The organism is Arthrobacter sp. T572 (assembly GCF_056780115.1).
In genome coordinates this window covers 1,992,242-2,006,124 of sequence record NZ_JBRAZQ010000002.1, presented here as the reverse complement: position 1 = coordinate 2,006,124, position 13,883 = coordinate 1,992,242, and the positions used below count along the sequence as shown (strand labels likewise).

The 13,883-nt window shown below is 64.2% G+C and carries 11 protein-coding genes; 4 read left to right on the top strand and 7 right to left on the bottom strand.

Annotated features, from left to right (window positions below; genetic code table 11):
* Positions 1-105: 105 nt before the first annotated feature.
* Genes ACUYMZ_RS10470 through ACUYMZ_RS10450 form a run of 5 tightly spaced genes read right to left on the bottom strand, consistent with a single transcriptional unit; the run spans position 106 to position 5,504 of the window.
* Complete coding sequence (locus tag ACUYMZ_RS10470) at positions 106-1,068, bottom strand: LysR family transcriptional regulator (protein WP_481603183.1); 963 nt, start codon at positions 1,066-1,068, stop codon at positions 106-108.
* Positions 1,069-1,077: 9 nt separating this feature from the next.
* Positions 1,078-2,676: an ATP-dependent acyl-CoA ligase gene (locus tag ACUYMZ_RS10465; RefSeq protein WP_481603180.1), complete on the bottom strand. Its 1,599-nt coding sequence runs from the start codon at positions 2,674-2,676 to the stop codon at positions 1,078-1,080.
* Positions 2,673-2,990, bottom strand: coding sequence for a Zn-ribbon domain-containing OB-fold protein (locus tag ACUYMZ_RS10460; RefSeq protein WP_426007431.1), 318 nt, complete (start codon positions 2,988-2,990; stop codon positions 2,673-2,675). Before ACUYMZ_RS10460 ends, ACUYMZ_RS10465 begins: the two co-directional genes overlap by 4 nt.
* Positions 2,987-4,126 (bottom strand): thiolase family protein, encoded by a 1,140-nt coding sequence (locus ACUYMZ_RS10455; RefSeq protein WP_481603178.1) that lies wholly within the window; start codon positions 4,124-4,126, stop codon positions 2,987-2,989. The genes ACUYMZ_RS10460 and ACUYMZ_RS10455 overlap by 4 nt, the downstream gene beginning before the upstream one ends.
* Positions 4,127-4,169: 43 nt before the next feature.
* Complete coding sequence (locus ACUYMZ_RS10450; protein ID WP_481603176.1) at positions 4,170-5,504, bottom strand: MFS transporter; 1,335 nt, start codon at positions 5,502-5,504, stop codon at positions 4,170-4,172.
* 336 nt (positions 5,505-5,840) lie between these two features.
* On the opposite strand from ACUYMZ_RS10450, the gene ACUYMZ_RS10445 reads away from it, so the two are divergent.
* Both ACUYMZ_RS10445 and ACUYMZ_RS10440 read left to right on the top strand, forming a co-directional pair.
* Entirely contained in the window at positions 5,841-6,656 is an 816-nt protein-coding gene (locus tag ACUYMZ_RS10445) for a cyclase family protein (RefSeq protein WP_481603174.1), read from the top strand.
* Between the two features lie 28 nt (positions 6,657-6,684).
* Complete coding sequence (locus ACUYMZ_RS10440; RefSeq protein WP_442422749.1) at positions 6,685-7,497, top strand: MBL fold metallo-hydrolase; 813 nt, start codon at positions 6,685-6,687, stop codon at positions 7,495-7,497.
* Between the two features lie 109 nt (positions 7,498-7,606).
* Here the strand turns inward: ACUYMZ_RS10440 and ACUYMZ_RS10435 are convergent, their stop codons facing one another.
* Both ACUYMZ_RS10435 and ppsA read right to left on the bottom strand, forming a co-directional pair.
* Entirely contained in the window at positions 7,607-8,449 is an 843-nt protein-coding gene (locus ACUYMZ_RS10435; protein ID WP_426007427.1) for a pyruvate, water dikinase regulatory protein, read from the bottom strand.
* On the bottom strand, positions 8,450-10,852 hold the full coding sequence (gene ppsA / locus ACUYMZ_RS10430; RefSeq protein WP_426007426.1) for a phosphoenolpyruvate synthase: 2,403 nt from the start codon (positions 10,850-10,852) through the stop codon (positions 8,450-8,452).
* Positions 10,853-11,084: 232 nt separating this feature from the next.
* Here ppsA and ACUYMZ_RS10425 point away from each other — a divergent pair, with 232 nt between their 5' ends.
* Together ACUYMZ_RS10425 and ACUYMZ_RS10420 are read left to right on the top strand one after the other, a co-directional pair.
* A complete protein-coding gene (locus ACUYMZ_RS10425) occupies positions 11,085-12,125 on the top strand; it encodes a TIGR03885 family FMN-dependent LLM class oxidoreductase (RefSeq protein WP_481603171.1) in 1,041 nt (346 codons plus the stop codon).
* Complete coding sequence (locus tag ACUYMZ_RS10420; RefSeq protein ID WP_481603169.1) at positions 12,122-13,816, top strand: alpha-amylase family protein; 1,695 nt, start codon at positions 12,122-12,124, stop codon at positions 13,814-13,816. The genes ACUYMZ_RS10425 and ACUYMZ_RS10420 overlap by 4 nt, the downstream gene beginning before the upstream one ends.
* Positions 13,817-13,883: the final 67 nt, after the last annotated feature.

Genomic DNA, 13,883 nt, shown 5'->3' with positions numbered 1-13,883 from the left:
CTCCTTCTAACAGGCTGGGAAAGGCAGGGACGCACGGGCGCCGTACGTCTGTGCCGTTGCTGAATGATATTGACTTCTTTTTGCGATCGTCAATGGATCGAGATATTAAGACGGCGGGCGGCCTTGCCCGGAATCGACAAGATCCTGCTTGATCTCAGCCCCTACTTCCTGCAGCTTTTGGGCCAGCAGTTGGGCACTGAGGGCGATGGGCCGGTCCGCATGGAACATCAGTCCTACCTGTTGTGCCAGCCCTGGCAGCCGGAGGTCCAGCATCCGCAGGCCCTCCTCGGCTGCGGCCATGGACTCCGGCATCAGGGCGAGGAAACCCGCTTCCGCCACGAGCGTCCGCAGGGTGGCCGGTGTGGATGATTCCACTCGCTGGTAGGGAGTATCGAGCCCGGCATTCCGGAAGTTCTCCTCCAACTCGTCCCTCAAGGGCGTATTGGCAAGTGGCAGGACCCAGGGGTAGCCCACCAGGTCCTGCAAGGCAGGGTCCTGCAGCGCATGCGCCGGATGGGAGGGTGCAGCCACCACCCGGAAGTCCTCCCGGTAGAGGGGCACAAGCCGCAGCCGCGAAGTACTGGGGTGGTCAGTCACACGACCCACCAACAGGTCCAGGTCCCCGTTGCCGATTTCCTGGATGAGGGTCTCGGGCGGTGCTTCCCGCAACCGGACCTCCACCTTCGGCCTTTCCACGGTGAACCGGGCTATGGCCCGGGGAATCAGGAGGTTCGCCCCGGTGACATGTGCCCCTATCCGCACCAGGCCGACATTGGGATCGGTGAGTTCATCCACCCTGCGGCGAAGCGTCTCAAGGTGGCCCACCACGGCTTGCGCGTGGTCAAGGTAGGCCAGACCGGCGGGCGTCGGCACCATCCGCCGCCCGGTCCGCTCGAACAAGGCAGCCCCAATAGCCCGCTCAGCTTCCCCGAGTGCGCGGCTTAGTGCCGGCTGGGTGAGGAACAGCTCTTCGGCGGCCCGCACCAGGCTGCCGTGTTCGGCGATGGCAAGCACGATCACCAGATGGCGCAACTTCACGTGTGTGGTCAACAGCCCCCGAAGGTCCATCCACTCATCCTAGGTGCGGGCTCCTGCTGCGGTCTTGTGGCGCGGAAGGGCGGCGTCGCGGTCCCAGTCGGCGGCTTCCCGACCTGCTGCTTTGAGGACGTGTTTGCGTACCTTGCCATTCTCTGTTTGCGGAAGCTCCTGCACTACCCGCACGAAGCGGGGTATCGCAAAGGACGCCAGACGCGGACGGCAAAACTCGGTCAGCTCGGCAAAATCCAGCGGCGAGCGCAGGATAAGGGCCGCCATCACTTCATCTTCACCCAACTCCGAATCCACGGCGTAGACGGCTGCTTCCTGAACGGCTGGATGTTGGCGCAGGACGTGCTCCACTTCCATGGAAGAGATATTCTCGCCGCGGCGGCGGATGACGTCCTTGATCCGGTCCACGAACCGCACCCATCCGTCATCGTCGATCACTACCCGGTCCCCGCTGTGGAACCAGAGGTCCTGCCATGCCTTGGTGGTGGCGTCGGGCATCGCATGATAGCCCGTCGCTACAGCATGGGGCTGGTCGCTCCTTATAAGCAGTTCCCCCGCCACGCCAGGCGGAACCGGAACTCCGTCCGTGTCGACCACCCGGATTGTGAAACCCGGGCGGACCTTGCCCATGTACCCCGCACGCCACTGGTCTGGTGTCGATCCAATGACGGAGTTTGTCTCGGTCGACCCATAACCATCCAGGAGCTGGACACCAAACCTGGTGTTGAAGGGCTCCACGAGCCGGGCGGGGGTGGCCGGGGACAGCGCCAAGCGGATCCTGTGACCACGGTCCCCGGGCGAGGGCTCCTTGCCTGCAAGAATTCCCACCATGGCACCCAGGAGATAGGTGACCGTCGCCCCGGCGGAGGCTGCATCCGTCCAGAACCGGGAGGCTGAAAAGCGCGGACCAAGGACGTACTCCCCGCCACATTCGACGGCTTGCATGAAGGCATTCAGGGCGTTGGTGTGGAACAGCGGCAAGCACGTATAGAGGACGTCGTCCGGGCGCAAACCAAGTTGGTCAGTCATGTTGGCCGCCCACCAATAGAACTGCCCCTGCGGGCACAGGACACCCTTGGAAACCCCCGTAGTTCCAGAGGTGTAGAGAATGGCGGCGGTAGCCGCTGGAGCGGCATCCACCGGCTCCACGGGCTTCCCCGGCGCGGGAAGGGGTTGCACCTTGAAGGAGGCCCCGCGATCGGTGCCGGGGCCATCAATGACCCAGGCCGCTTCCAAGGCTCCCGGAGCAACGGCAGCCAGGTGCGGCAGATACCCGGACTCCGTCACTACCAACCGGGCTTGCGAATTCTCCAGCACGTGCCGCAACTGTTCCCCTCGGCTTGCCGTGTTGACCGGAACGGCGACGGCACCGATCCACGCGCATCCGAGGATCAGGTCAAGGAGTTCCGGCCTGTTGGAGGACATCAGCGCCACCGCCTGCCCCCGCTCGATGCCCGCATCGACCAGCATGCCGGCGGCTTCGGCGACAGCCTGCACCATCGTCTGGCTGTCGCGGGCCACGTCGCCGCATCGGAAAAGGGGGGCGTCCGGGGCATTCCGGGCCCGTTCCAGGAGCATCTCCGGGATGGTCAGCGGACGTTGCCGCCGCGTGGACATGGTGAAGGTCATCGGTGTTCCTCGTTAGCGTCAATGGTTGGTGGAATATACGCGTGGACGCCCGGTGTGGCATCACTGCTGTTGGTGAGCGGCACGGTCTGTCCAGGTGATGCGCCGGAACCGGTGAGCCTGGCAATCAGCCGCGGGCCGCCGTCGGGACTTACTGTGGCAATCACGACGCCGTTGGACAGTGTGGTGGTTGTCTCCACCGTTGCTTTGGCTACTGCGACGTCGGAGAAGCTGTCGCCCCCGCATTCGGGACAGAACAACCGGTTCGGGAAGAGGCGGGCGGCACAACTGAGGCATTCCTGGATCACGGCGCTCATAGGGCACGCTCCAGGACGGACATGGTGGCGCAGGCGCCGTGGCGGTAGAGAACCATGCCGTAACCGCTGACCACCGCGTGGCGTGCTTGGACCTGACGGCGGCCTGCGGTGCCTCTGAGTTGCCTTGCCGCCTCCACGAGCCCGTGCATCCCGCCTGAAGCTCCGGCCTGCCCGGCAGAGAGCTGGCCACCGGAGGTATTGAGCGGGAGTTCGCGGGTAGCGATGCGGCGCTTGATGAAAGTGGAGGGGTCTTCATCCGCAGGAAGCACTCCGAGATCGGCCAATTGGGCGACTACCATCGCGGGGTAATCGTCGTAGACACTGACAAGGCCCACGTCCTCCGGCCCGATCCCCGACTCTTCCCAGCCCGGGGCAGCAATGCCCCGAAGTCCGGTGGACAGCCCGTCACCGGCTTGTTGATCGGAGTTGTAGGAAGCGCGCGCAGAGATGACTTTTGCGCGGGGCGTGCCGCCACCTGGATCGGCAACGAGGACCACTGCGTCGGCTCCCGTCACGGGCGGCACACAGTCGTAGCGTCCCAGCGGCTCAGCGACGAGCGGTGCGTTGAGGTAGTCGTCCATGGAGAGGACGCCCCTGTAAACGGCGCCCGGGTTGAGTCCGGCCCACTCGCGCTGGGCCACGGCGATGCGGCCATAGTCTTCCCGGGTGAGACCCAGGGCCTCCATCTGCCGTGTGGTGAGCATGGCGAACAGGGCATTCGGACCGCTCATGGGCAGCGGCGACAAATGATCCCGCGTCGCGCTGTTGTAGTTGGCAACCAGTTTGGAGAACGCCGGCCCGTCCATGAGGTCGCCGGCAGCGAGGACAATGACCCTGGCATCCCCTGCTTCGATCGCACGCACTGCGTGCTGGAGCAGTCCACCGGCGCTCGCGCCGCCGTTCGTATCCTGCATCAGCCAGGTCAGCCTGAGGCCCATCCTCCACGCCAGATCGACGGCGTGATCAGGACCGAGCGTGAAGCTGGCAACGCCAAAACCGTCAACGTCCGCCGGGGTGAGGCCCGCTTCCGCCAGGGCTTCCCGGACTGCGTTTGCGATGACCCGGGACGTCGTCGTCCCTGGTTGCGGATGGCGGGTATATGTGGATTGACCCGTTCCGATGATGGAGACCGTCATATCGGTCCTTTCAAAGTGGATGGAAAGCCGAAGCCGGCTGCCTCTAGGAGACGCGCTCGGGCGTCGTACGGTCACTGTGGTTCCGGCCGACGGTTCCCCGCCGCGGCCCGCAGGCCAGGACCGCAACAAGGGTTACCGCCACCAGCCCGATGACATACAGGGAAACCGGGACGGACGAACCGAAGTTCAGCAACAGCGCCGTTGCGATCAGGGGCGCGAGTCCGCCGGCGAAGACGGCTGCGACTTCATGCGCGATCGCCATCCCCGAGTAGCGGACTTCGGCGGAGAACAGTTCATGGAAGAACGCCGGCTGGGTACCAATCATGGCGCCATGGCAGACACCGTTGGCAAGGAGGAAGGCAAGGATCACCACAGCAGGAGTGTTGGCGTCGATCATGGCGAAGAACGGGAATGCCATCAGCCCCATTCCCACGGCGCCCATGGCGTACACGACGCGGCGTCCAATGAGGTCGGAGAGGAAGCCGAAGAAAATGTACGTTCCGAAGGAAGCCAGCATTGACACCGCAACGGCCAGCAGCAGGAGTCCCTTGTCCACTCCCACATGAACGCCGTAGACGATGGAGAAGGACAGGAAAATGTAGGACCCGCCGTTCTCGGCGACGCGTAGGCCCATGGCAATGAGGATCTCGCGGGGATGGGCACGCAAGGCCTGGATGGCTGCCAGCTTGTGCTGCGGATGGCTTTCGCGGGCTTCATTGAACTCCTGGGACTCCGGCAGTTTGAAGCGGATGTACGCACCAACGCCAAGCAGCAGGACACTGACCAGGAACGGCAGGCGCCAGCCCCACGCCAGGAACTCCGCTTCCGGCATCAGTTGGACCAGGAAGAAGGCCAGGGAGGACAGGACGAACCCCAAAGAGATCCCGCCTTGGCTGAAGGCCGAGAGCATGCCGCGCCGTGAGTCGTTGGAATTCTCGCTGATCAACAGGACACCACCGCCCCATTCACCGCCCGCTGCTATGCCCTGCATGATCCGCAGGAGGATCAGGAGCGCCGGAGCGAGCAGCCCTACCTGGGCGTACGTGGGAAGCAAACCCATGAGCGCGGTGCTGACGCCCATGATCGACAAGGTCAGGACAAGGGAACGCCTGCGTCCGAGCCGGTCACCTATATGGCCAAAGATGACGCCACCCAGTGGCCGGGCGGCAAACCCCACGGCGAAGCCGGCGAACGCTGCCATGGTGCCCACCAGCGGGTCGGTGTCCGCCGGGAAGAACAGCCGCCCGAACACCACGGCCGACGCCGTGGCATACAGGAAAAAGTCGTACCACTCGAGTGCGTTCCCCACCAGGGAGGCAACAACGTAGCGGTGGACCCTGGGGCGCAATCCCTGGGGAGGGACGTGAAGATCGGACATTGTCTGCTCCTTGATGGCTGAAAACTGAAAGGGGTCCCGGGAAGGACCTGTGGCCGCGGACCGGACTGCTGTAAAAAGCGACGGTGCATTTCACGGTTGGCCGCCCGCTGTGATGCGGATTACGTCTTGTTCCTTCAGTCTCCCCCGCCTGGTCCAACGCCGTCGAATGCCTATACCGGCAGGGCCTATGCAGGTTCCGGTAAGGCTGTCACTTCTTCGGCGGAGACCGTTCCAGAGCGTGCGGCGCAGTGCTAACGTCGCGTCCATTGGTTTCGGCGCAGTTTCTCCGGGCACCAACCGGGCCACCCACTGCACCACCTATTTGGAGGAACTTCCATGAAATCCAGCAATGCCAGCACCACAGCTACGGGCGCCGCGGCCCGGTTTATCGATGACCTCGGCGCGGGCCGCATCTCGGTCATCGACCTCACGACCCCTCTGTCCGCAGATACCCCGACCCTGGAACTGCCCTCCCCTTTTGCCAACCTCATTGACTTCTCCCTGGAGGAAGTGTCCGCCTACAACGAGCCGGGCCCGTATTGGAAGCACCACAACATCCATACCGGTGAGCACATCGGTACGCACTTGGATGCACCCATCCACTGGGCAACAGGACGGGAAGGCAAAGATGTGTCCAGGATCGAACCGACCCGGCTGGTGGGTCCTGCCGCGGTATTGGACATCACTGCTGAAGCCGGGGACGACAGCGATTTCCTGGTGGACATCAATCACCTTCACGCCTGGGAAGCCGAACACGGCGCACTGCCCCATGGGGGCTGGCTCCTGATCCGCAGCGGGTGGGAACACCGCTCGGGCACGCGGCAGGAATTCCTGAACAACGACGCCCAAGGACTGCCCCACTCCCCCGGGCTGACCGGGGAATGTGCCCGATGGATTGCTGAAGAGAGCGGCCTTTCCGGAATCGGGGTGGAGACCGTGGGCATTGACGCCGGCATCGCTGCGGGACAGCAGCCCCCGTTTCCCGCCCACCATTTCCTGCTGGGCAACGACAAGTACGGCATCACGTCCCTGCGGAACCTGGGAAAGCTTCCGCCCGTGGGCGCCGCTTTGATCGTGGCACCGTTACCGATTGTCGGCGGCACGGGAAGTCCCGCCCGCGTATTCGCAGTGCTTGACGTTCCCGCCCAGTAGCATGGGTCCCACCAACGGAAGGGGCCCCATGCTGATCTGTGCAACCTGTGCCGTGGAGCGGGACGAACCTCTGCCGGATCTTTGTCCGATCTGCACGGATGAACGCCAGTACGTTCCAGAGGATGGACAGCGGTGGCTCACCCTGGACGGGTTATCCGGCGAAGGCCACAAAGTCACCACGACAGAGAACGAGCCCGGGCTGTTCGGCCTCAGTACCGGGCCCAAAGTGGGGATCGGGCAAACCGCCCAACTGGTGGTAACGCCGGCCGGGTCGCTGCTCTGGGATCCGGTGGGGTTCGTTGACGATGCCGCCGTGGAAGCTGTTCTTGCGCAGGGGCCCGTGCTGGCGATCGCTGCCAGCCATCCCCACATGTTCGGTGTGCAGGTGGAGTGGTCACACCGCCTGGGGAACGTCCCCGTCCTCGTCTCCGAGGCAGACCGGCAGTGGTTGGGACGGCACGATCCTGCCATCCAGACCTGGTCCGGCAGCAAGACCATCACCGAAGGGCTCACCCTGCACCAAACCGGTGGCCACTTTCCCGGCAGCGCCGTGGCGCACTGGGCAGCCGGCGCAGAAGGCGAAGGGGTGCTGCTGACCGGCGACAGCGTGTTTCCGAACCCGGACCGCACTTCTGTTGCGTTCATGCGCAGCTATCCCAACCGTTTGCCGCTGTCCGGTGCCGTGGCGCTGCGGATCGCAGCCCAGCTTGGTACGTTGCAGTTCAACCGCATCTACGGCAACTTCAACAATGTCATCGCTGACAGAGCCAGGGACGTGCTGCAGGCCTCTGCTGAACGGCACGCCGCATGGTGCCGTGGAGACTTTGACCACTTGACGTAAGTCCCTGTGGGGCTGGCCGAAACCGGAGGTCTTATCCTGCCCCAAGCTGACGGAAGGGTACGACGGCGGGCGGCCACCCGCCGTCGTACCCTTCCGTTATGCGGGCCCGTCAGTGGTGCAGTTGCATGCGTTGCAGGACTGTGGCGGAAATTTCCTCCACGGACATGGAGGCGGAGTTTACGTACGGGATGTTGTTGGCCCGGTACATGTCCTCGGCATTGCGAAGCTCGAAGGTGCACTGGGCCATGGAGGCGTAGGCGCTTCCGGGACGGCGCTCCTGGCGGATCTGGCTCAGCCGTACCGGCTGGGAGGTGAGGCCGAAGCACTTTTTCGCGAACGGCAGCAACGGCTTGGGAAGCGTCATGCTCTCGAAATCTTCCTCGACCAAGGGAAAGTTCGCAGCCAGGATGCCGTGCTGGAGGGCCAGGTACATGGTGGTCGGGGTCTTGCCGCAGCGTGAGGGTGCGATCAGGATCAACTCGGCGCGTTCCAGCGCCCGGAGGGACTGGCCGTCATCGTGTTCGATCGCGTATTCGACCGCTGCCATGCGCGACTGGTACCGCACCTGGTCCCCCACACCGTGCGCTTGGCCCGGCAGGCCGTTGGCCGGGGAGCCGAGCGCCTGCTCCAGCTGGCCGATGTGGGCACCGAACAGGTCGAAGAAGTGCCCGGAGCTCTGGGCAAGAACGGCACGCACGTCCGGGCTGACGGTGGTGGAGAAGACCAGCGGCCGGGGCCCCGTGGCAGCCACCCGGTTGATGGCAGCCACAACATCGCGTGCCTGGTCGACCGTGGTGATGAACGGAATACTCCGGCGCTCCAGCCGGTGGGACGGGAACTGCGTCAGCAGGGTGTTGCCGAGGGTCTCAGCGGTGATGCCCGTGCTGTCGGAAAGGAAGAACACCGTGGGGGCCGGCTGGGCGCCCGCCCCCACGGCATGCCGGTCTGCCATTTAGACAGCCGCGCGGCTGCCGGACCGGGCCAACCGCAGCCAGGTTTCGGTCACGGCATCGGGATTCAGCGATATAGAGCTGATTCCCTGTGCCAGGAGCCATTCGGCAAAGTCCGGGTGGTCGCTGGGTCCCTGGCCGCAGATCCCGACGTACCGGCCCTTGGCCCGGCATGCGGAGATGGCCATCTCGAGCAGCTTGGTCACAGCGGGGTTCCGCTCGTCGAAACCGTCTGCAACCAGTGCGGAGTCGCGGTCCAGTCCCAGGGTCAGCTGCGTCAGGTCGTTGGAACCGATCGAGAAACCGTCAAAGTACTCCAGGAACTCGTCAGCGAGCAACGCATTGGCCGGGAGCTCGCACATCATCACAATTTCCAACCCGTTGTCGCCGCGACGCAGCCCATTCTCCGTCAGCAGGTCAATGACACCGCGTGCCTCGTCCAGGGTCCGCACAAACGGAACCATGAGCTTGATATTGGTCAGGCCCATCTCGTTGCGCACGTACTTCAGGGCTTCACATTCGAGTTCGAAGGCCTTCCGGAAGGACCCGGACAGGTACCTGGACGCACCCCGGTAGCCGATCATCGGGTTCTCTTCTTCAGGTTCGAACGCCGGGCCGCCGATCAGGTTGGCGTACTCGTTGGACTTGAAGTCGGACAACCGGATGATGACCGGCTCCGGCGCGAACGCGGCAGCGATCGTTGAGATGCCCTCAGCCAGCCGGCGGATGTAGTAATCGCGGGGACCGTCGTAGGCGGCGGTCTTCTCCCTGATCTGGCGCACCGTGAAGTCGTCCAGGCCGGCCGGACGCTCCACTTCACCGTTGACGGCCAGCAGCGCATTCGGGTGGATACCGATCTGGCGGTTGATGATGAACTCAAGCCGCGCCAGGCCCACACCATGGTGCGGGAGGCGGGCGAAGCTGAAAGCCTGCTCCGGAGTGCCGACGTTCATCATGATCTTTACCGGCGCTTCCGGCATGGTCTCGAGGCTGGTCTCCTGCAGCGTGTACTCCAGCAGTCCCTCGTACACGAGTCCGGCTTCACCCTCCGCGCAGGAGACCGTCACCGGGGTGCCGTCCTTGAGGATCTGAGACGCGTAGCCAGTGCCAACGACCGCAGGGATCCCCAGTTCCCGGGCAATGATCGCGGCGTGGCAGGTCCGTCCGCCACGGTCAGTGACGATCGCAGCGGCCTTCTTCATGATCGGTTCCCAGTCCGGGTCCGTCATGTTCGCCACCAGGACATCGCCCTCCTGGAAGGACGCCATCTGGTCAATCGAGGACAACACCCTCACCTGGCCGGCGCCGATCCGCTGGCCGATGGCACGGCCCTCAACCAGCACCGTGGACCGCTCGGCGAGCTTGTAGCGCGAAACTGAACCGGCAGCCTTCCGGGACTCGACCGTTTCGGGGCGGGCCTGCAGGATGTACAGCTCCCCGTCCACGCCGTCCTTGCCCCATTCAATGTCCATGGGACGGCCATAGTGCGCCTCAATGGCCAGCGCATGCCGGGCCAACTGCTCCACTTCGGCATCGGACAAGCTGAAACGCTGCCGCAGTTCGGGGGCCACCGGGACGAAATCCACGGTCCGGCCCACTTCCTGGGAGTCGGTGTAAACCATCTGGATAGCCTTCTCGCCAAGGCCCCTCTTCAAGATGGCGGGACGCCCGGCGGCCAGGCCGGGCTTGTGGACATAGAACTCATCCGGGTTGACTGCCCCCTGGACCACGGCCTCGCCCAGTCCATAGGAAGAGGTAATGAACACAGCGTCCTGGAACCCGGTTTCAGTGTCCATCGTAAACATCACGCCTGAGGCGCCGATGTCCGAACGCACCATCCGCTGCACGCCAGCGGACAGGGCCACCTCGGAATGCGTGAAGCCGTGGTGCACGCGGTAGGCAATGGCACGGTCGTTGTAAAGCGAAGCAAAAACATCCTTGATCGCCACCAGGATGTTCTCGATTCCACGGATATTCAGGAACGTCTCCTGCTGCCCGGCGAACGAAGCGTCCGGCAGATCCTCGGCCGTGGCGCTGGAACGCACGGCCCACGAAACCTCCCCGCCATGTTCCTGCGTCAAGCGGGTGTACGCGGCGCGGATTTCTTCTTCGAAGCCGGCCGGGAACGGAGTTTCACGGATCGCGTCACGGATCTGCTGGCCAACCCGGGCCAAAGCGGCCACGTCGCCGCTGTCCAGGCCTTCCAGCATGGATTCGATCCGGCCGTCCAGACCGGACTCGCTCAGGAACCGCCGATACGCATCGGCCGTCGTCGCAAAACCGTCCGGAACCTTCACGCCCGCCGAGGCGAGGCTGCGGACCATTTCGCCGAGGGAAGCATTCTTGCCGCCAACCTGGTCAAGGTCGGACAGGCCAAGATCAGAAAACCAGAGAACGTCAGTCATAAATGGTGTCCTTCGTTGGGCACGCGCTGACAAGCGCTGAAAAATAGGGTGATGCAAGACTGGTCGTATCGGCCGGAAAGAAGCAAACAGATGTGACCAGCGCAACTTAACGCAGCCGTCATGTTGCGCCATGACTTGTTGAATGCCCCTGCGCCCCGTAAAAGCACCCGGGAACAATCGCGCAACCGGCAAACCCTCGACACAGCGCGGTGGGTGACGATAGAGATTAACGATGGTAACCGTCGGCTTTCACGCATCGCATGAACAGATCAGCCCCGGCCAATTGCTCAAGGACGTCCAGCACGCCGAACGTGCCGGTTTCGACGCCGCCATGTGCTCGGACCACATCGAGCCGTGGTCCTCACGCCAAGGACACTCCGGTTTTGCCTGGTCGTGGCTGGGGGCGGCACTGGCTTCCACGGGCCTGCGGTTCGGGGTGGTAACCGCGCCCGGGCAGAGGTACCACCCCGCCATCATCGCGCACGCTTCCGCAACTCTGGCCAGCATGTTCCCCGGCCGCTTCTGGTTCGCACCCGGCAGCGGTGAAAATATGAACGAACACATTACGGGTGACCCATGGCCCCCCAAGGACATCCGGCAAGCCAGGCTGGAAGAGTGCGTGGAGGTCATCCGCCGGCTCCACCGCGGAGAGGAAGTCACCCACCGGGGGCTGGTGTCCGTGGAGCAGGCAAGGATCTGGGATGTTCCCGACTCCCCGCCGCCGTTGATCGCACCCGCCATCAGCGTGGACACGGCCCGTAGGGCCGCCGCATGGGCGGACGGCCTGATCACCGTGAACCAGCCCGCTTCCAAGCTGCGGGAGATGCTGGCGGCGTACCGGGACAGCGGCGGCCAGGGGAAAGCGGTGCTGCAGGTGCACCTGTCCTGGGCTCCAAAAGAGACGGAAGCAGCCGCACTCGCCCTCGACCAGTGGCGAACCAACACGTTCGCGCCGCCCATTCCGTGGGACCTCCCCACAGCGGCGCACTTCGACGGCACGGCAGAGCACGTGGGTGAAGAGCAGGTCCGCAGCGCGGTCAACATCTCCGCGAGCCCAGGACAACACGCGGAGTGGCTGGCCCGATACGTGGAGTTGGGCTTCGACGAACTGTACCTGCATTTCGTAGGCCAGGAGCAGGCGCCCTTCATCGAGGCGTTCGGCTCCGATGTCCTGCCGCAGTTGCGCGGCCGCGGAAGCGATACCGGCGCAACCGCCTCTGAACCGCAGCAGGCCACGGCAGCTGCCCAGCCGTCGTCGGGCATTAAGCCATGAAGACCGCCCAAACGTCCGATCTGTGGTGGAAGAACGCCGTCATCTACTGCCTGGACGTGGAGACCTTCCATGACGACGACGGCGACGGCACCGGAGACTTCGCCGGTCTGGCGCAGCGGGTGGACTACCTCGCCGCGCTCGGTGTGACCTGCATCTGGCTGATGCCGTTCTACCCGTCCCCGGACCGCGACGACGGCTACGACGTCACCGATTTTTTCGGCGTCGACCCCCGGCTGGGCACGCTCGGGGACCTCGTGGAGTTCATCCGCGCGGCCAAGGACCGGGGCATGCGGGTCATTGCGGACTTTGTAGTGAACCACACCTCGGACCAACACCCCTGGTTCGTCGAGGCACGGAAGTCGGTTGACAACCCATACCGCGACTTCTATGTGTGGCGGCAGGACACTCCCCCGGACACGTCGTCGGAGGTCGTGTTCCCAGGGGAAGAGAACTCGCTGTGGACGCAGGATGAGGGCACCGGTGAGTGGTACCTCCACATGTTTGCCAAGCACCAGCCGGACCTTAACGTCACCAATCCGCGGGTCCGGGAGCAGATCGCGAAGGCGATGGGGCTGTGGCTGGAACTGGGCCTGGACGGTTTCCGGCTCGATGCCGTGCCCTTCTTCCTGGAGACACGGGGACAGCCCAAGGACGAAGCAGCGACCATCGATCCACATGGTTACCTGTCGGCACTCCGAAGCTTCGTCAGCAGGCGCAACGGCAGCGCCGTGCTGTTGGGAGAAGTGAACCTGCCCTACAAGGAACAACTTGAATACTTCGGCGGACCGGAGGGCAACGAGCTGAACATGCAGTTCGACTTCATGTCCATGCAGCACCTCTACCTGTCATTGGCCCGGCAGGATGCCCGTCCGCTGGCGGAGAACCTCAAGAGCCGGCCGGCCATCCATCCGGACAACCAGTGGGCCATGTTCGTCCGCAATCATGACGAACTCACCCTCGACAAACTCACTGAGGGTGAGCGGCAGGAAGTCTTCCAGGCATTCGGGCCTCGGAAAAACATGCAGATCTACGGCCGGGGACTGCGCCGCCGGCTTCCGCCAATGCTCGGCGGTGACCGGGATCGGCTGCGGATGGTGTATTCGCTGATGTTCTCATTGCCCGGGACGCCCGTGCTTTTCTACGGCGAAGAGATCGGCATGGGAGAAGACCTGCGGCAAAGAAGCCGCGCCGCGGTGCGCACGCCGATGCAATGGAACAGCGAAAAGAACGGCGGATTCTCCACTGCCAAAAGCTCGGAGCTGGTGGCTCCGCCGGTGCGCGGCGAGTACGGACCGGACCGTGTCAATGCGGCCGCCGGCAAACGTGACCCTGATTCTCTATTCACATTCATGGCCACGCTGATTGCACGTTACCGGGAGTCACCCGAACTGGGTTGGGGCCAGTTCGCAGTGATCGAACAAGACGAACCTTCCGTGCTCGCCCACTCGCTGACCGCCGACGGCGGAATGCTGGTTCTGCTGCACAACTTCGGTGAGGCTCCGATGAAGGTACGTGGACGGATTGGGCCGGAAGACGGTCCGCGGCAGGCCTACCGGGGAGCTGTGCTGCTTGACCTGCTCGACGGCGGCAACGCGCCTTTGGATCCGGACGGCAGCTTCTCAGTTGACGTGGGAAGATACGGCTATGGCTGGTTCCGGGTCCACCGCAGGGGCGACCGACTGGCGCCGTAGGGCTGCCGCTGGTCTGAGGACGAGCTTGGCGATGATGCGATGACCGGAGGGCTCAGGTTCCCGGCAA